Here is a 16,255-nt window from a genome sequence, read left to right on the forward strand (position 1 = left end):
TTTTAAAAAAATAGGTGAGTTTATGACAAAAGCGATGGATGATAAAGAATTTGAGCAAAAACATCTCGACCGGATTTTGAAAATGATTAGAGCTAAAAAGTCCGAGTTGTCTTCGTCAATTAAGTCCGCTGAAGGTGAGGCCCAAGATCTTAATTCACACTTTTTTGATGATGTAAAACTAGATTATGACGGTTATTCAACGTCAATGGAAACTGCATTGTCTATTCACCAACAGCAGCAACTGCTTGATGAGCGTCAAAATGCTTGGCAGCATGCCGCAAAGCAACTGAGTACAGTGCAAAAGTTAGAACAAAGGCCATATTTTGCCAGAGTAGATTTTAAAGAGAACAAGGAGAAGCCAGAGACTATTTATATTGGTTTGGGCTCCTTTGCTGATAAAAATAACCATTTTCTGATTTATGATTGGCGGGCACCAATTTCTTCAATTTATTATGATGGGAAAATTGGGAAAGTTTCTTATATGTCACCTGAAGGTGAAATTACCGTTGATATGACTAAAAAGCGGCAGTTCATGATTAAGGATGGCAAGATCGTTAATATGTTTGATACCAATGAATCCATTGGCGATCAAATGTTGCTGGAAGTTTTGGGTGAAAAATCCGGCACCCAGATGAAATCAATTGTGACTACTATTCAGCGTGAGCAGAATAAGATCATTAGAAATACCAGTGCCGACTTGCTTTTTGTTCAAGGTGCAGCTGGTTCTGGTAAAACTTCTGCCATCTTGCAAAGAATAGCTTACCTGCTTTATCGCTATCGGGGCAACCTCACTAGTAGTGACGTTATTATGTTCAGTCCAAACCAATTGTTTAACGATTACATCAAGAATGTTTTACCTGAAATGGGTGAACAAAACATGGTGCAAATGACCTATTGGCAGTTTGTGGCGAGAAGACTGCCGGGAATGACAGTCGAAAACTTGTTTGACCAATTTGAAGATAGCGCAGCTGATTCTGCTATCAGTCAGTTTAAGGACTCTACCAGCTTCTTTAATCTGTTACATCATTATGCTAAGCACCTTAATAATCGGGGGGTAATTTTTAAAAATATTTACTTCCGCAATAAAAAGAAACCATTTTTTACGAAAGAAAAAATCAGTGAGCTCTACTATTCATTTAATTCCAACTATAATTTAAGTAACAGAATTGATGCTACACGTGAAGAATTAATTAAGTCACTTAATCGCAAAATTAATGGTGAAACTAAAAAGGCGTGGGTATCGGATGCTATCCAAAACTTGAGCCAAGAGCAATTGAATGCTTTGTATGATCGACCGGACCAAGAATTTGAATCTGAAGAAAAAGAGGAAAAATTCCTCAGCCGTAAAATCGTTGTCAAAGCACTAGAAAAAGTTTTCCAGCAAATAAGACGCAATAATTTTATTAACATGCGTGCCCAATATCTGAGCTTTTTACGTGCAGTTCCTAAAATGACTGATTTAGCTAAATGGCAAATTAGCGAAAAAGACTGGGAAAAACATGTTGAAAATGTCAAGCAAAGTTTTATGAAGCATTATATTCATATGAATGATGTTTCAGCTTACTTGTATCTTTATGATCTAATTACGGGTCGTCACGTAGATTATGAAATGCGTTATGCTTTTATTGACGAAATTCAAGATTATACTCCGTTTCAACTTTGTTATCTCAAGTATAATTTTCCCCGTGCCAAATTTACTATGCTGGGTGATTTAAATCAGGCTATTTTTACTAAAGACGAAAGCAGGAGCCTGCTTAAGCAGATTAGTGGTCTATTTGATCCTGAAAAAACTGATGTGGTGCAATTAACCAAATCATATCGCTCAACCAAGCAACTGACAGAATTTACCAAGCAAATTCTGCGGCAAGGCGAAAAAATTGAATCATTTAACCGTCAAGGGCCTAAACCAGTTCTGTGGGGGCGGTCCAATAATACTGCTGCTATGCAGGTACTAGAACAAATTTTAAGTGAAAATGATCAAACCAAATTGACAACAGCGATCATCACCAAAGATTTAGCCAGCGCGAAAATTGTAGCGCAGCAACTAAAAGAGGATAGGGTGAAGGCGACGCTAATTGCTACTGCCAATCAACGTTTGGTAGATGGTACTCTTGTCATCCCGTCATATTTAGCTAAGGGTCTGGAATTTGACGCAGTCATTATGTGGGCTGCTTCAAAAGAAAATTATCATCGCATTGATGAAACACAACTTGTCTACACAATTACTTCTCGTGCAATGTACAAGCTTGATATTATTTATGCAAATGAAAAGAGCCCACTTCTTGAAGTAGACCCAGAAACATATATAGAAAAATAGGTGATGCTATGACTGAAAGTGAAAAATTTACGTTTAAAACAGTTGCGCAAATGACTGGGCGGGAAATGTTTTGCGTTGCGCGTTTGCGGATAGATACATTTGTAACGGAACAGGAAATTACGGTACCCGAGCTGGATGACGAAGATTTGGATGCCATTCAAGTCTATTTACTGAATGATCAAAAAACAAAAGCTCTGGCTGTTTGCCGCATTTTTCAAGAAAAAGGCAAGTGGTTGTTAGGCAGAGTAGCAGTTGCTAAAACGGCCCGCGGGCAAAAACTGGGTACCAAAATGATGACTCAGGTTCATGAATACTTGCGTAATCAGGGAGTTGACCGCCTTTATTGTCATGCACAATGGCAGGCTAAACCCTTCTACGACTTTTTAGGCTACCATACTAAAGGTGAGCCTTTTACAGAAGCTGACATTAAGCATGTAATGATGTATAAGGATTTATAAAGATAATAACTTGCACTACAATTGTGCAAGTTTTTGTTTAATTGCCGCTACTACCAGGTTAATTAAGATTTGATTTCCTGCAACTGTAAGATGCTGTCCATCTTCTTGGTAATATGAAGATAAATTTTTTAACTGACAAAAATTAGCGATCAAGTTAATGAAAGGAATGTTATATTTGCGGGCACAATCTATAGCGATTTGATTATAAATTGTCATATTTTGGTGATTGTAGTATTGCATAATATACTTATTATTAGGATCCTCATAAGCAGGACCTACAATAATCATTTTCGAAGCACCAATACTTTTAACCATGTCGTTAAGATTGGCGGCATACTCAGCACTACTGATTCCCCAACCAGTAGACATGTCGTTTGTACCATATTCAAGAACCACTATGTCAGAATCTGTTGGAATTAAGTTTAAACGCTGCTTGCCTTGAGCTGTTGTAGCACCACTTAAGGATAAGTTGCTAATTTGAGCTTGACCAACAAATTCTTTTTGCACTCCAGCCGTTATTACGTTAGTATCATGACCAGCACGGTAACCATTAAACAGGGAGTCACCAAATAAGATTATTTTTTTCATAGTTTTGCCTTTCTGTATGATTAAGGAAATTAATTAAAGAACTTTATACTTTTATTTTACTATATTATAAGAATTAAAATTCAAGGATATCTAGGATGAAAAATTATTTACAGTTTAATAGAGAAGAATGGCAGTCACTGTCTGCCACTGAACCGGTTAAAATAACTCAAGATGAATTGGCTAAGATTAAATCTTTAGGAGATATTATCAATTTAACTGATGTGCAAGAGGTATACGACAGTTTAATCAAATATCTTTATTTAGTCTATCAAGAAAAGCGGACTTTGCAGCAAAAGCAAGGGCGTTTTTTACACCAAAAAGTTGCAAGCGCCCCCTTTATTATTGGCATTTCAGGTTCTGTAGCAGTGGGGAAATCAACTACTGCACGGCTTTTGCAAATATTACTTAGTCGTTCATATCCAGGTTTAAAAGTGCACTTAATGACTACAGATGGTTTTATTTATTCCAATCAAGAATTAACCAGGCGCAATTTAACCGACCGCAAAGGTTTTCCCGAAAGTTATAATATGAACTTGCTTATTAATTTTTTACAAGATGTCTTAAGTGGCAAGAAAGACATTGTTTACCCCCTATATTCTCAGGAGTTAAGTGATATTGTTCCCGGAAAATATGGTCACGTATGTGAGCCTGATATTTTAATTATTGAGGGAATTAACACGTTGCAACTACCTACCAATGGTCAAATTGTAACCAGCGATTTTTTCGATTTTTCGATTTATATTGATGCACCAGAAGACTTGATTGAAAAATGGTTTATGCAGCGTTTTGTCAGATTGCTGGAGCTAAATAAAAATAATCCACATAACTTTTATTATGAAATGGCTAATGGGCCACGGGATGAGGCTCTCACATTTGCACAAGAAACTTGGCAAATGGTAAATTTGGTTAATTTGCGGGAATATATTGCCCCTACCAAACAGCGTGCCAGTTTGATTTTGCATAAAACTGCTGGCCATGTTATTGACAAAATTTATCTCAAACAAATCTAGCGTGTAGCGGGGATAACTTTAACTTATAGTAGGCTTTAGAATTATGATATTGAGAGATAACAGGAGGAATAGATGTTACTGTTAAACAGAAGTGATATTGAAAAATGTTATTCATTAAAAGATTGTATTGCTGCGGTCAGTGACGCTTTTCGTTACTTCTCTGCCGGTAAAGTGGATGTACCATTAAGAACTCAAATTCTTAAGCAAAATGGTAAGGATACTTTCTTATGTATGCCCGCTTTTTGTGAAGATTACGAAGCTGCTTGCGTGAAGGTATTGAATATGTTTCCTGAAAATATTAGTCATGGATTACCATCTATTAATGCCCAAGTCTTAAATATTGATGCCCAAACCGGTGTAGTTAATGCTATATTAGACGGTAATTACGTAACCCAATTACGCACCGGCTCTGCTTCAGGAGTTGCACTCAAGTACTTGGCGAAAAAGAATTGCAGGAAGGGTGCCTTAATTGGAACAGGCGGACAGGCTGCAACTCAGCTTGAGGCTATGCTGATTGTGCGTCACTTAGATGAGGTGGCCGTGAGTGACCTTGATTTTGAACGTGCTCAAAAGTTTGCTGTGAAAATGCAAAAGGACTTGGCGCAATACCACACCAAAATCGCGGCGGTTGAGACTGGTAATGAAGCGGTACAGGATGCAGATGTGGTCATATCTGTCACGCCGTCAACTAAACCAGTTTATGATGCTCACTTTATTAAGCAAGGTGCTACTATTTGCGGTGTAGGTGCCTATCAACCACAGATGGAAGAAACACCAGCAGAACTGGTTGCTAAAGCGGATAAAATTTACTTTGATTCTAAAGACGCTGTTTTGGCAGAGTCAGGTGACATAATTATTCCGTTAAATAAAGGCTTAGTTTCTGACTCTGACTTTACTGGCGAGATTGGCCAAGTCGTTAGCGGTGAAGTAACTGGACGCGAAAATGACAATGAGATAATTTTCTTTGAAACGGTTGGTATTGCGGCTCAAGACTTGATGGCCGCAAAATCCATTTATGATAACGCTGTAAAGCAAAACGTTGGAACTCAAGTTAACATGTAAGTCTCAACTTTTTAGTTTATTTAAAATGATTGATTTTATGGTGTTGATAAAGTCCAAATTTTGCTATACTAATCATTATGAATGAGATTTATTTATTATTAATAAAAAAGTTTGCTTTACCTCCGGCGTGGTTTTCTGAAATCAATAATTAATTTAATAAATGGATTTAAAGGAGTAAAAAATGGTACAAGCAATAAACTTAAAAAAAGGTATGGTTTTTAGTCAAGACGGCAAACTAATTCGGGTATTGAAAGCTAACCACCATAAGCCCGGAAAGGGCAACACCGTTATGCAAATGGATTTGCGTAACGTTGAAAGTGGTGCTGTGGTTCATAAGACTATGCGTCCAACTGAGAAAGTAGATTTAGTTGATATCACTAAGAAAAACGCACAATATCTTTATAATGAGGGTGATATTTATACTTTCATGGATACTGAAACTTACGAACAATATGAAGTTTCAAGTGAACAATTAGGTGATGACAAACTTTATCTGATGCCTAATATTGAAGTTCAGTTGGAATTTGCTAATGACAGTAAATTGCTGGGTGTGGAATTACCATCAACTGTAACGATGAAAGTAACTCATACTGAACCAGGCATTAAAGGTGCCACTGTTACTGGCTCTGGTAAACCAGCCACAATGGAAACCGGATTAGTAGTTCAAGTTCCCGACTTTATTAAAGAAGGAGAGGAGCTGGTTATCAATACAGCTGAAGGTTCCTATAAGTCGAGAGCTGAAGGAAGTAAATAATTACATATTTACTATTAGAATAATAAAAAGACGTAAATAAAATGTACTAAGCCCCAAAAGTTGTCTAACTTTTGGGGCCTTTTTATTACTAAATATCACCTACAGCTTTTCTGGTAGTAAGCATTGACTTTTGTAAATCAGCTTCTTCTTGCAAGCATGAAGTCAAAATATCAATTAGGTACATATTCGAAAACTGGGAATTAATAAATTTCTCGTTATTAGCAAAGCGCGGATTATATACGTGAAAAATCAGATCACTAAGTTGGGCAACAGGATTTTCTAGATAACTGGTAATCGAAACGATTTTTGCCTGATGTTTCTGCGCTAAGGTCAGTGTTTTAACGATGCAATCTGTTGTACCGCTATTTGATACAGCTAAAAAAAGATCATTGTTTCTAGCAATACTAGCACGCATTTCCATCCAATTAGGATCGCTGAAGCTCTGAGCATCAAAACCCATTCGCATAAGTCTCAGACCAAATGTAGCAGCGGAAACACCAGAACTACTGGAACCAATTACAATAATATGGTCTTGCTTTTTTAACAACGCAATAAACTGCTTGATTAGACTTTGATCTATCATTTGCTGAGTATTTTTAATAACTGTTTGATAAAAAGTAAAAACTTCACTTAAAATGTCATCTTTTTGTTTAGGAACAGTATTAATCAAATGGTGACCAATGCTAACCTTCATGTCAGAATAACTTTGACAGCCGATTTTCTTGACGAACCTGGTAATAGTAGAAATAGAGGTTGAAGTGTGACGTGCCAGTTCAGTAATTTTCATATTATTTATTTGAGGACTGTTTTGCAAAATATAATTGGCAATAACTTTTTCATTTTTAGAAAAATTCAAATAATTTTTTTGGATTGCTATAAGTGGATTCAAAATAATTTCCTCCCAAGAAAGCCTTAAAGTTTATTGTAAGCGGATAGATTTGCTTTTTTTCATTGTACTACATTTTATCAAAAATGAAAATAATTTTCTTAAAAAATAAATTGCGAAAAATATTTTCTTGTAGTATTATCATTAATGAAAGGGGTATCAAAAGCTAATGAAAAAGCAACCATACATTTTACCGAACATTTCTATGAAACGTGATGGCGAGCAACTGATAATTAAATTGCAGAATGAAAACAATGGCCCTTATCAGCTTTTAATAGGTGACGTACCAGAACTTGAAAAAATACAAAAGGTTATAGCGGAAAGCTCTAGCGGTGATTTTACAGTTAAAATTCCGCGCAAGAATTTGCCAAAATACTATATTATCAAAAACACCGCTTCTCATTTTGTGACGAATATCTTTGCTGAACGAGTTATTCCACTTGAAAATGCAATAAATATCCGAGATATGGGAGGCTACTCAGCTAAAGACGGGCGCTTTTTAAAATGGGGTGTTTTGTTTCGCGGAGATCAGTTATCAAAGCTTAATGACAGCGATCAGAAAATATTAACAAATTATAACTTGCAAACAATTGTTGATTATCGTTCACCACATGAAAGACAGTATCATCCCAATAAATATTTACCTACAGTTTTACAAATTCTCAATTGTGACCCACAGTCAAGCTTTTCTGAGGCTGCCGCAAATGTAGTTGATTTAAAAGGTGAAAATGAAAAGCTGGTACAGTCTTTGGAAAATGGTGAAGTCCCAGAAAGGTATATCAACGATCGTGGCGACAATGTCATTGAAAGTTATGAGGACCTAGTAACGTCTCCGATTGCGCAAAAGTCTTATGGCAGAATGCTAAAAGCTGTGGTGCGCAGAGAAGCTTTGCCATTACTTCACCACTGCCGTGGTGGCAAAGATAGAACCGGTTTTGGCTCAATGCTGATATTGCTGCTATTGAACATCAAAGAAGAAGATATCGTGCGCGATTACATGCTGACTAAGATTATTCGCAAAGAAAGAAACCAGTTAAAGTATGACTTGTATCATAAACTGGTTCAGAAAAAATCATATCTTGATTATTTAATGGCTATGATTGATACGCGCGAAAGTTACATTAAAGCGGCAATCAATAAAATATACGAGCTTTTTGGTACTCCTGAAAATTACTTTCAGCAACATTTTAAATTAACTATGGCAGAAATTAATAAAGCCAGAGATTTTTACTTGGAAAAGGGGAACGAAAATGGCAGATAAAAATTCCGCAGTTGCAGTGATTTTAGCTAGTCATGGCTACATGGCAAAAGAAGCACTGCGTAGCGCAGAAATGATTGTAGGTAAGCAAGATAATTGTGCTTATTTGGCTGTGACTGAAGACCTGAACTTGGATCAGGCAAAAGAAAAAATGAATCAAATGTATGATGAACTTGACACCAGTAATGGCACCATCATTATATGCGACATTTTAGGTGGCACCCCGTCAAATGTCAGTGGCACCTTTTGCTTAGAAAAAGACAACATCTTGGTGTTAAGCGGGTTGAACTTGCCAATGCTGCTAGATTTATTCACCAATCGCAATCGCAGTTTGGCTGAACTAGCAGAATCACTAGAGAAGTCCTATAACATGGGCTTTCAGAATATTTCAGATAGATTTAAAGAAGAGGAGCAAGACGAAGATGGCAGTGGAATTTTGTAGAATTGATGACCGTTTAATTCACGGACAAGTGGTAACGACTTGGCTTAATGTTAAGCAGATTGAGCAAGTGATCATTGTTGATGATAAGGTTGCTAAGGATAAAATTCAATCGAATGTTCTAAAAATGAGTGTTCCGCGCAATGTTAAATTACATATTTTTTCAACTGAGAAATTTTTAAAAATTGTCCCTCACAACCCAGTTACAAGAAGAACCATGCTTTTATTTGCCTCTCCATTTACGGTGGAAAAGATTGTTGACAGTGGTTATCAGATACCAAAATTAAATATTGGTGGCATTCGCGGCAATGATGAACGTAAACAATATACCAAAGCTGTTTTCTTAACTGATGAGGAAAAGAAATCACTGGAGAAATTGCTGGATTTAGGAGTAGATATAGAGATTCAAATGGTTCCAACAGATGGAGCAGTTAAATTAAGTGAGGTTTTACAAAAATGAAAGTCTTTATCTTAACGGCTTTGGCCTTTCTCTTAGGAATTGATAATGTCAGTACAAAGATGTTCAGGCGGCCTTTGTTAATTGCACCAATTGTGGGTATTATTTTAGGCAATTTGCAAGCTGGACTTATTATTGGCGCAACACTTGAAGTTATGTGGATGGGTATTGGTGATGTTGGTGCCTATATGGCTCCAGACATCATTACCGGTACGATGATTAGTACTTCTCTTGCAATAATGGGTAACACCAGTGGCAATATTTCAACAATGGTGGCAACTGCCATTACACTGGCTGTTCCAACTTCAATTTTGGCGCAACAACTACTTGTTTTAATCGAAACAATTAACTGTTCTCTTAACGGCTGGGCCAAACGGCTAGCTGATAATGCTGATGTTAAAGGTACATTTTGGCTAACATGGCCACCTGCATTTTTATACGGTTTTGCTTGTGCATTCCCTACTTTTTTGGCCCTGCAATTTGGTGCAGGAGCAATTCAACAAGCAATAAATGACCTGCCAAAATTTATCATTAATGGCTTAAGCACGGCAGGTTCCATCATTCCTTCAGTGGGTATTGCATTATTAATGATGACAATGCTTAAAAAAGGCGAATTGTGGATGTTTATTATTTTAGGTTTCGTCTTATCTTCCTATTTAAAATTAGATATCTTACCAATTACGTTGATCGCTTTGGTGTTTGCTTTCTTATACGAAAGAGCAACTCGTGAGCCTAGTGCTAAAGCTCAAGTTTCACCAAGCACGCAATTAAATAATTCAAGCAGCGATGAAGAAGACGATGAGGAGGACTATGACCTATGAGTGAAGAAAAGTTAACTGCGCCTGAACACAAATTGAACAATAGAGATATTTGGCGCATGTTTATGCGACTCAATACTATGCGCATTACCTTAAATTATGAAACGCTGCAAGGTGTAGGATTTATGCGGGCAATCGCACCGGCTCTGGCAAAAATCTATCCTGATAAAAAAGACTTATCAGAAGCTATGAAGCGGCATTTGGTTTTCTATAATTCTCACGTTAATTTTGATGCTGTAATTTTAGGATTATCAGCCGCAATGGAGGAAACAACATCTCCTGATGAAAAAGATGGGATCAATCCATTAAAAACCGGGTTAATGGGACCTTTGGCCGGTTTAGGCGACAGTCTGATTAAATTTACATGGTTGCCAATCGTTGGTAGTATTGGTGCCTCAATTGCTTTTGGTGGCAGCATCTTTGGCCCAATTTTGATGTTTATTCTCTATAACATAATTAATATGGGAGCAAGATACTATGCTGTTTCATTTGGTTATAAAAAGGGAATTGCTTTTTTAAATAATAACGAACAAAGCGACGTCATCCAGCGTATTTCCACAATGGCTAATGTAGTTGGATTAATGGTTGTTGGTGCTCTGATTTCAACAGTTATTAAAGTCAAAACACCATTAAAAATTGTTGTTCACTCTAATGTATCTAACAAAGTTGGTGGCAATGTCATTAGCTTGCAATCGATGTTTGATAAAATTATGCCGGGTCTGTTAAGTCTACTGGTAACTGTTTTGGTTTACTACATCTTAAAGAAGACTAATGGTAAACATGCAGCAATGTTAATTATTGCAATGATGGTGGTAGTAGTTGGCTTAACCTATTTCAAGATTTTGTAATGAATAATTAGTTTAAAAACTATAATGTTATATAAAGAGACTGCTAAATCAACGTTTTGTTAACGTATTTAGCAGTCTCTTTATGTGTCACTATTAAGACCCGACCTTAGTAATACAATACGAATTACGGTTAGTTTTTAATCTTTTTGGCTATTTATTTTAAAATATTGAATTTCTTGCGGTAGCCATACTTTCATTATTTTAATAATTCACTTTAAATTGCTTAGAAATAGTTTTAAATATTTATTGGCTTTTTCTAGAACTGTCATGAATAAATAATTTACGAGTATCAAAGGTAGTCTTAAGATAAATTGAGTTATATATCTTTCTTTTTGGATGGGCCCAACCCTTACCACGCTTACCATAGTTGGGAATGATAGCTCTTTTCATAGCCCTTGTCGCTCTCCCCTTTGTTCTGGCAGAGATAGACCTTCTTAAACTAGGCTTTCTAAAACCAATTTTAATCATTATTTATTCTTCTCCTTAATCTTCCCATTTGCATAAGGTATAACCTTGATTAATAGCCTTTTTTAGTGATATTTTGGTGATATTGCCATGCGCTCTTCGAAGACCACGGCAACTCGGATTAAAATGGTATCTTCTCCCCGAATTAGGAGCTATATATACTTTGCGTATATTACGTTTGACGACACCTTTCCGCTTTTTTTGCTTTCTTTTTGCAGTTAGCTTTCTTTTACGAGTAGTTTTTCTGCTTTTTACAGTTACTTTTTCAGTAACTACTTTTTTCGCATTACTTTTTACTACTTTGGTCGATTTTGCAATAACAGTTTGTTGAGAATCTTGCATACCTGTATTGCCAGAAATAAAACTAGTAAAAAAAGATATAAAAATAATTGCAAAGCAAAAGCACATTTTTTTATAAAAAGGTCTTTTATACTGCATATCTTACCTCCTCAATAACACAATCAGCTGTTTAATATAATCATACCTCATATAGAAATAAAATGTGTAATTTTTTATATAAATGAATACAATACGCATTATATTTGTTGTTATGAGTATTTATTCAGTAAAAAATCTCGTTTTGCTTTTAACCAATACTTGTATAATAATTGTGGAGGCGAGACTATTAGTATAGGACCTTTGTCAGAATGAGTGACAGCATTTGCCGAAATTGCAGCTGTTTGTATTGCACTATTTTTGCCGGTTTATGACAAAAAGCAGGAAAAACGTAAAAAGATACGTAATATGAAGGCTAGTTTTACGTTTTTAATTAAAAAGGCTTTAGAAGAAAAAGATACTTCAAACTTGGAATCATACTTTAAAATAAGTTATCTTAATTATTGACAGTAATGATGATAAACAAATTTATTCATTGCTGCAGCATGCAATTGAAATTCTAAATAATCAGAATATGCCGGAGGATAAAAAAAGAAAATATTGGGCAAGTATTAGAATATCTTAAATGAAAAAGCAGGGTTGAAGAGTAACAAAATCTTCATCCCTGTTTTTAACTTTTAATATTTTGTTTCCTTAATATCATCTTCTGGCCGATGCTCTTGAATCCTGATCACTTGCCAGGTAAAATCACTTTTAGGTGCATTTTTTAAGTTGATAGTCAATTGGTTATCAGCAAAAGTGAAATCAAGTTCAGTTCTTTGGGCGATCATTTCAATGCGGTTGGGTTCAGTGGTCAAGCCGTCAATTTTTATTATTTCAGGCAAAGGGGCCTTGATGAAGATATACTTCTGAAAGTGCATGTGTCTATTTTGCAACACAAAGCCATTATCTTCATTAACATTGCTGATAGTAAGATGACACGGCTCGCCTTCATTAAAGGCATGACCAAAAAGATGCATCCAGTTATTGATTTGCGTAAGCAGTGCTTTAGTTTCTGCCAATAAATTGCCGTCATCTGTGACGGGAATATCAATTACTGCTTGTTGTCCTGCTTTGCGCTGCGAAACTAGTTGCTCTACCACATTCGCGGCAGATAATTCATAGTTAGCTTGAATGGATTCAGTAGTGACTAAAGCAATAGTATACTTTTTGCAGGCTTTCTCAAAGTCAGTTTTAAATGCATCCGTAGCAACAGCTCGAGCACCAATATTGCGTGCAGTTTTTACTAAAAAATCAGCGTCTACATCTTTAGCATTTTTTAGTTTAAAATTTAATACGATGGCAAAATCAGGATTCATTAATTTTTCTCCTCTAGTAAGTATCAGTAATAAGTTTAACCCAAAAGGTGGTAAAGATGAAAATTATTATTTCACCAGCGATGAAGATGATAGTCGACCGCGAATCTTTTCCTGCTAAGTCGCAGCCGCAGTTTTTAGCGCAAGCCCAAGCATTAGCTGCTTTTTTAAAAAAGTGCAGCTATCAGGAATTGCAAAAAATCTGGCAGTCAAGTGAACGCACGACCAAGGAAGGTCAAAGACAAATTAAGGAACTTAATTTGCAGCAAAAGGACAATCTAACTCCAGCCATTATTTCATATTCCGGTATTCAATATCAATACATGGCTGCTGACCTGTTTACTGCCCCTGCTCTATCTTATTTACAAGATAATGTTCGGATATTATCGGGTTTGTATGGTGTTTTACGGCCTTTTGACGGAGTATGGCCTTACCGTTTAGAAATGAAAAATAAAGTTTGGGGGTTTAGTCAGCCCAACTTATACCAATTTTGGGGTTCAACAATCGCTGATAATCTTTTTAATGAAGATCAAGTGTTAATTAATTTAGCTTCAAAAGAATATTCGCGCAATATTGCGCCCTTTGTAGCAAATAACAGACAAATGATTAGCATTAATTTTCAAGAAAAGAAAAATGGTCAGTGGAAGACAGTTGGTGTGCATGCCAAAATGGCACGTGGAGAAATGGTGCGTTATATTGCAGAAAAGCAATTGAGTAAGCCGCAGCAATTGCAGGACTTTCATGATTTTGGCTTTAATTTTGTACCAAATATTAGCACCGACAATACTTACATATTTCGGACAGAGTATGATTTTAGGCGGCGCTGAAGAATTTAGAGTAAAAGAATATATTTACGACATGGAAATGTGAGGTTATTATGGAAATTGTTTTTGTTCGTCATGGTCAAACTGATTTAAATAAAACTGGCCGAATTCAAGGCTCAGTCTATGATCATGATTTGGATGAGGTTGGCCATGCAAGTGCTGAAAGAGCCGCTGCTAATTTTGATCCTTCTGGTTTTGACGTGGTCTTTTCAAGTCCCTTAAAGAGGTCTTTGACCACCGCTAAAATTTTCACCAAGGGACAAAAAGAAATTAAAATTGATCAGAGGTTAACGGAAATTAATTTTGGCGAGTGGGATGGTGAATTTCTTTCCGAATTAGGACAAAAATATCCTGACGCAATTGATCCTTGGGGTAAGGCCGCTGCTGCTTACATCAAATATGCACCTAGTGGTGAATCATTTGAGTCATTAGATGAAAGATGCGGCAGCTTTTTAGCTGATATGAAAAAGAACTATTTAACTAAAAAAGTTTTGGTATTTTGTCATGGCACTCTTATCAGAATGATGTTTGCTCATTATTTTACGCAAGGTGATATGAACTTCTTTGAAACTATGGACAATTGTGCGTTAGCAAAAGTTTCTTATCGCAGTGGCATTCCGCGGGTAAACTACTATAATCGTATTTTGACACTAGAATAAAAAGCAATAGACCTCAATAAGAGGTCTTTTTTGATGGCGGCAATTAAATGAGCATTATAATTGACGATTAATCGTCAGTGAATTATTCTTTTTAAGTGACACAGTGTCACCGAGAAGAAGAGGAGATGAATCAGAATATGGTTAAGGCGACTTTTATTAACTTGCCACAGGATAAAAAGCAAAAAATTGAAAGTGCATTACTGAAAGAATTCAGTCAATATCCTTTGGCAAAAGCACAGGTAGCGCGAATAGTTAAGGCGACTGGGATTGCGCGTGGCGCTTTTTATAAGTATTTTACGGATTTAAATGATGCTTATCACTATATATATGATTTAGCTCTAAAAACTGTTCATTCACCAGTGAAAATATTGCCGCAATTTCAAGCCCAGCAGTATTACGATAATGTAACTCATTTCTTAGATGAAACAAAAGAAAGTACATATGCAGGATTAATTAAAATGCATATTTTGTATAACGAGCATACATTTGATCATCATTTTCCGTCAAAAATACTGTCCGCATTAGATCCGCAAAATTGGAGTGCTATGGTACTTAGTCATGCAGCTATTAGGATGGTTCTTGAGAATCCAGAACAAAAAGCAGCTATTATGAAGCGCTTGAAGGCAAGTTTGGAATTGTTAAACAGAGGGAAAAATTAATGTTTTTAGCAATTAAAGAAATAAAAAGAGAAAAACTTCGTTACGGCTTAATTATTTTAATGATCTTTTTGATTAGCTATCTAATATTTATTTTGTCAGCACTGGCAACAGGTTTGGCCAGTGAAAATACCCAGGCACTAGAATCTTGGAATGCACAGAAAGTAGTTTTAAACAAAAATGCCAATGTCAGTATGAGTCAGTCGATTTTAACAAAAAATGACTTAAAAAAAGACGCATTGACTAAAGATGAAGCCCTAGTTGGACAAATTCCGGTGGTAGTCAAAAACTCAAAGCGACCACAAATTTCAGCGCAGTTCATCGGAATTAAAAAGGAGCAGTTTATTTATCATGATCAGGAACTGATTGCAGGTAGAAGAGCAAAAAAGAATTATGAAGTAACTGTTGATCAGGCGTTTAAAACCAAGGGTTACCGGTTAGGTGATAAATTAGCGCTAAACGGATCTACTAAAAAGTACCGCATTGTTGGTTTTGTTAAAAATGCCAAAATCAATATTGCCCCAATTATTTATGGCACGCTGCAGTCTTGGAAAAAATTACGCCAAGGAGTGCCAACTTTGCGGGCTGCGGCAATAGTTTCTCGTAATCCAGATTATAACTATAATTATCAAAACTGTAAGACCTACCCCATTAACCAGTTTATTAAAAAACTCCCGGGGTACACTGCCCAAAATATGACTTTTGAATTAATGATTGGTTTTTTATATGTTATTTCATTAATTATAATTGCAGTTTTTCTCTATATTTTAACAATGCAGAAACTGCATAACTATGCGGTTATGCGTGCACAGGGGATTCCCAGCAGTACATTAGTTAAAGCAACTATTAGTCAGGCATTGATATTAGTACTTGCAGGTTTAATTATCGGATTGATAGCCACAATGATAACAGTCAAGGTTTTACCGCCCGCTGTTCCGATTAGTTTTACACCCCAAATTATTTTGACCGGAACAATCGGCTTATTGGTAACTGCAATTATCGGCAGCTTAATTCCAGTCAGATCAATATTAAAAGTAGATCCAGCACAGGCGATAGGTGAATAAC

The 16,255-nt window shown here is 36.1% G+C and carries 20 protein-coding genes; 15 read left to right on the forward strand and 5 right to left on the reverse strand.

Annotated elements, in window-relative coordinates; translation table 11 throughout:
• Nucleotides 1-22: 22 nt before the first annotated feature.
• Nucleotides 23-2,317: an RNA polymerase recycling motor HelD gene (gene helD, locus LDX54_RS01250; RefSeq protein ID WP_265667108.1), complete on the forward strand. Its 2,295-nt coding sequence runs from the start codon at nucleotides 23-25 to the stop codon at nucleotides 2,315-2,317.
• Nucleotides 2,318-2,325: 8 nt separating this feature from the next.
• On the forward strand, nucleotides 2,326-2,775 hold the full coding sequence (locus tag LDX54_RS01255; RefSeq protein WP_265667107.1) for a GNAT family N-acetyltransferase: 450 nt from the start codon (nucleotides 2,326-2,328) through the stop codon (nucleotides 2,773-2,775).
• Nucleotides 2,776-2,790: 15 nt separating this feature from the next.
• Here LDX54_RS01255 and LDX54_RS01260 read toward each other — a convergent pair whose 3' ends face one another.
• Nucleotides 2,791-3,363, reverse strand: a complete 573-nt coding sequence (locus LDX54_RS01260) for a GDSL-type esterase/lipase family protein (RefSeq protein ID WP_265667106.1) — start codon at nucleotides 3,361-3,363, stop codon at nucleotides 2,791-2,793.
• Between the two features lie 95 nt (nucleotides 3,364-3,458).
• Here LDX54_RS01260 and coaA point away from each other — a divergent pair, with 95 nt between their 5' ends.
• The 3 genes from coaA (at nucleotide 3,459) to efp (ending at nucleotide 6,189) form a co-directional block, all read left to right on the forward strand.
• Nucleotides 3,459-4,373: a type I pantothenate kinase gene (coaA, locus tag LDX54_RS01265; RefSeq protein WP_198202282.1), complete on the forward strand. Its 915-nt coding sequence runs from the start codon at nucleotides 3,459-3,461 to the stop codon at nucleotides 4,371-4,373.
• A gap of 72 nt (nucleotides 4,374-4,445) precedes the next feature.
• Nucleotides 4,446-5,435: an ornithine cyclodeaminase family protein gene (locus LDX54_RS01270; protein WP_265667105.1), complete on the forward strand. Its 990-nt coding sequence runs from the start codon at nucleotides 4,446-4,448 to the stop codon at nucleotides 5,433-5,435.
• Between the two features lie 181 nt (nucleotides 5,436-5,616).
• The gene (gene efp, locus LDX54_RS01275; RefSeq protein WP_046324214.1) at nucleotides 5,617-6,189 is read left to right on the forward strand and encodes an elongation factor P; all 573 of its coding nucleotides are present in this window, start codon (nucleotides 5,617-5,619) and stop codon (nucleotides 6,187-6,189) included.
• A gap of 88 nt (nucleotides 6,190-6,277) precedes the next feature.
• Here efp and LDX54_RS01280 read toward each other — a convergent pair whose 3' ends face one another.
• A complete protein-coding gene (locus LDX54_RS01280) occupies nucleotides 6,278-7,078 on the reverse strand; it encodes a MurR/RpiR family transcriptional regulator (RefSeq protein ID WP_265667104.1) in 801 nt (266 codons plus the stop codon).
• Between the two features lie 166 nt (nucleotides 7,079-7,244).
• On the opposite strand from LDX54_RS01280, the gene LDX54_RS01285 reads away from it, so the two are divergent.
• The 5 genes from LDX54_RS01285 to LDX54_RS01305 are packed head-to-tail and all read left to right on the forward strand — an operon-like array spanning nucleotide 7,245 to nucleotide 10,895.
• Nucleotides 7,245-8,336: a tyrosine-protein phosphatase gene (locus tag LDX54_RS01285; protein ID WP_265667103.1), complete on the forward strand. Its 1,092-nt coding sequence runs from the start codon at nucleotides 7,245-7,247 to the stop codon at nucleotides 8,334-8,336.
• Nucleotides 8,326-8,775 carry a PTS sugar transporter subunit IIA gene (locus LDX54_RS01290; RefSeq protein WP_122037217.1) on the forward strand — a complete coding sequence of 150 codons (450 nt, stop codon included), beginning with the start codon at nucleotides 8,326-8,328 and terminating at the stop codon, nucleotides 8,773-8,775. Before LDX54_RS01285 ends, LDX54_RS01290 begins: the two co-directional genes overlap by 11 nt.
• Complete coding sequence (locus tag LDX54_RS01295) at nucleotides 8,756-9,232, forward strand: PTS sugar transporter subunit IIB (protein ID WP_122037218.1); 477 nt, start codon at nucleotides 8,756-8,758, stop codon at nucleotides 9,230-9,232. Before LDX54_RS01290 ends, LDX54_RS01295 begins: the two co-directional genes overlap by 20 nt.
• Nucleotides 9,229-10,050, forward strand: a complete 822-nt coding sequence (locus LDX54_RS01300; RefSeq protein ID WP_122037219.1) for a PTS sugar transporter subunit IIC — start codon at nucleotides 9,229-9,231, stop codon at nucleotides 10,048-10,050. Before LDX54_RS01295 ends, LDX54_RS01300 begins: the two co-directional genes overlap by 4 nt.
• Nucleotides 10,047-10,895 (forward strand): PTS system mannose/fructose/sorbose family transporter subunit IID, encoded by an 849-nt coding sequence (locus LDX54_RS01305; protein WP_110445528.1) that lies wholly within the window; start codon nucleotides 10,047-10,049, stop codon nucleotides 10,893-10,895. Before LDX54_RS01300 ends, LDX54_RS01305 begins: the two co-directional genes overlap by 4 nt.
• 243 nt (nucleotides 10,896-11,138) lie before the next feature.
• On the opposite strand, the gene LDX54_RS01310 is transcribed toward LDX54_RS01305, so the two are convergent.
• Together LDX54_RS01310 and LDX54_RS01315 are read right to left on the reverse strand one after the other, a co-directional pair.
• Nucleotides 11,139-11,360 carry a hypothetical protein gene (locus tag LDX54_RS01310; protein WP_348650910.1) on the reverse strand — a complete coding sequence of 74 codons (222 nt, stop codon included), beginning with the start codon at nucleotides 11,358-11,360 and terminating at the stop codon, nucleotides 11,139-11,141.
• A gap of 18 nt (nucleotides 11,361-11,378) precedes the next feature.
• A complete protein-coding gene (locus tag LDX54_RS01315; protein ID WP_198202290.1) occupies nucleotides 11,379-11,798 on the reverse strand; it encodes a hypothetical protein in 420 nt (139 codons plus the stop codon).
• A 213-nt stretch (nucleotides 11,799-12,011) separates the two neighbouring features.
• Here LDX54_RS01315 and LDX54_RS01320 point away from each other — a divergent pair, with 213 nt between their 5' ends.
• Nucleotides 12,012-12,203: a hypothetical protein gene (locus tag LDX54_RS01320; protein WP_265667101.1), complete on the forward strand. Its 192-nt coding sequence runs from the start codon at nucleotides 12,012-12,014 to the stop codon at nucleotides 12,201-12,203.
• Between the two features lie 170 nt (nucleotides 12,204-12,373).
• Here the strand turns inward: LDX54_RS01320 and LDX54_RS01325 are convergent, their stop codons facing one another.
• Entirely contained in the window at nucleotides 12,374-13,054 is a 681-nt protein-coding gene (locus LDX54_RS01325) for a hypothetical protein (RefSeq protein WP_265667100.1), read from the reverse strand.
• Nucleotides 13,055-13,110: 56 nt separating this feature from the next.
• Here LDX54_RS01325 and yaaA point away from each other — a divergent pair, with 56 nt between their 5' ends.
• The 4 genes from yaaA to LDX54_RS01345 all read left to right on the forward strand — a co-directional run bounded on the left by yaaA (nucleotide 13,111) and on the right by LDX54_RS01345 (nucleotide 16,254).
• Nucleotides 13,111-13,878 (forward strand): peroxide stress protein YaaA, encoded by a 768-nt coding sequence (yaaA, locus tag LDX54_RS01330; protein WP_265667099.1) that lies wholly within the window; start codon nucleotides 13,111-13,113, stop codon nucleotides 13,876-13,878.
• A gap of 50 nt (nucleotides 13,879-13,928) precedes the next feature.
• On the forward strand, nucleotides 13,929-14,534 hold the full coding sequence (locus tag LDX54_RS01335) for a histidine phosphatase family protein (protein ID WP_265667098.1): 606 nt from the start codon (nucleotides 13,929-13,931) through the stop codon (nucleotides 14,532-14,534).
• 125 nt (nucleotides 14,535-14,659) lie between these two features.
• Nucleotides 14,660-15,193 carry a TetR/AcrR family transcriptional regulator gene (locus LDX54_RS01340; protein ID WP_265667097.1) on the forward strand — a complete coding sequence of 178 codons (534 nt, stop codon included), beginning with the start codon at nucleotides 14,660-14,662 and terminating at the stop codon, nucleotides 15,191-15,193.
• The gene (locus LDX54_RS01345) at nucleotides 15,193-16,254 is read left to right on the forward strand and encodes an ABC transporter permease (RefSeq protein WP_265667096.1); all 1,062 of its coding nucleotides are present in this window, start codon (nucleotides 15,193-15,195) and stop codon (nucleotides 16,252-16,254) included. The genes LDX54_RS01340 and LDX54_RS01345 overlap by 1 nt, the downstream gene beginning before the upstream one ends.
• The last annotated feature ends 1 nt before the right edge of the window (nucleotide 16,255 follow it).

The organism is Lactobacillus sp. IBH004 (assembly GCF_026185255.2).
GTDB classification, from domain to species: domain Bacteria; phylum Bacillota; class Bacilli; order Lactobacillales; family Lactobacillaceae; genus Lactobacillus; species Lactobacillus melliventris.

Excerpts from the sequence above, each read along its gene's own strand:
- LDX54_RS01305 (WP_110445528.1), top strand. The coding sequence starts at position 10,047 with ATGAGTGAAGAAAAGTTAACTGCGCCTGAACACAAATTGAACAATAGA.
- LDX54_RS01315 (WP_198202290.1), bottom strand. The coding sequence starts at position 11,798 with ATGCAGTATAAAAGACCTTTTTATAAAAAAATGTGCTTTTGCTTTGCA.
- LDX54_RS01295 (WP_122037218.1), top strand. The coding sequence starts at position 8,756 with ATGGCAGTGGAATTTTGTAGAATTGATGACCGTTTAATTCACGGACAA.
- LDX54_RS01325 (WP_265667100.1), bottom strand. The coding sequence starts at position 13,054 with ATGAATCCTGATTTTGCCATCGTATTAAATTTTAAACTAAAAAATGCT.
- LDX54_RS01285 (WP_265667103.1), top strand. The coding sequence starts at position 7,245 with ATGAAAAAGCAACCATACATTTTACCGAACATTTCTATGAAACGTGAT.
- efp (WP_046324214.1), top strand. The coding sequence starts at position 5,617 with ATGGTACAAGCAATAAACTTAAAAAAAGGTATGGTTTTTAGTCAAGAC.
- LDX54_RS01255 (WP_265667107.1), top strand. The coding sequence starts at position 2,326 with ATGACTGAAAGTGAAAAATTTACGTTTAAAACAGTTGCGCAAATGACT.
- LDX54_RS01300 (WP_122037219.1), top strand. The coding sequence starts at position 9,229 with ATGAAAGTCTTTATCTTAACGGCTTTGGCCTTTCTCTTAGGAATTGAT.
- LDX54_RS01270 (WP_265667105.1), top strand. The coding sequence starts at position 4,446 with ATGTTACTGTTAAACAGAAGTGATATTGAAAAATGTTATTCATTAAAA.
- LDX54_RS01290 (WP_122037217.1), top strand. The coding sequence starts at position 8,326 with ATGGCAGATAAAAATTCCGCAGTTGCAGTGATTTTAGCTAGTCATGGC.
- LDX54_RS01340 (WP_265667097.1), top strand. The coding sequence starts at position 14,660 with ATGAATCAGAATATGGTTAAGGCGACTTTTATTAACTTGCCACAGGAT.
- coaA (WP_198202282.1), top strand. The coding sequence starts at position 3,459 with ATGAAAAATTATTTACAGTTTAATAGAGAAGAATGGCAGTCACTGTCT.
- LDX54_RS01335 (WP_265667098.1), top strand. The coding sequence starts at position 13,929 with ATGGAAATTGTTTTTGTTCGTCATGGTCAAACTGATTTAAATAAAACT.
- helD (WP_265667108.1), top strand. The coding sequence starts at position 23 with ATGACAAAAGCGATGGATGATAAAGAATTTGAGCAAAAACATCTCGAC.
- LDX54_RS01260 (WP_265667106.1), bottom strand. The coding sequence starts at position 3,363 with ATGAAAAAAATAATCTTATTTGGTGACTCCCTGTTTAATGGTTACCGT.
- LDX54_RS01345 (WP_265667096.1), top strand. The coding sequence starts at position 15,193 with ATGTTTTTAGCAATTAAAGAAATAAAAAGAGAAAAACTTCGTTACGGC.
- yaaA (WP_265667099.1), top strand. The coding sequence starts at position 13,111 with ATGAAAATTATTATTTCACCAGCGATGAAGATGATAGTCGACCGCGAA.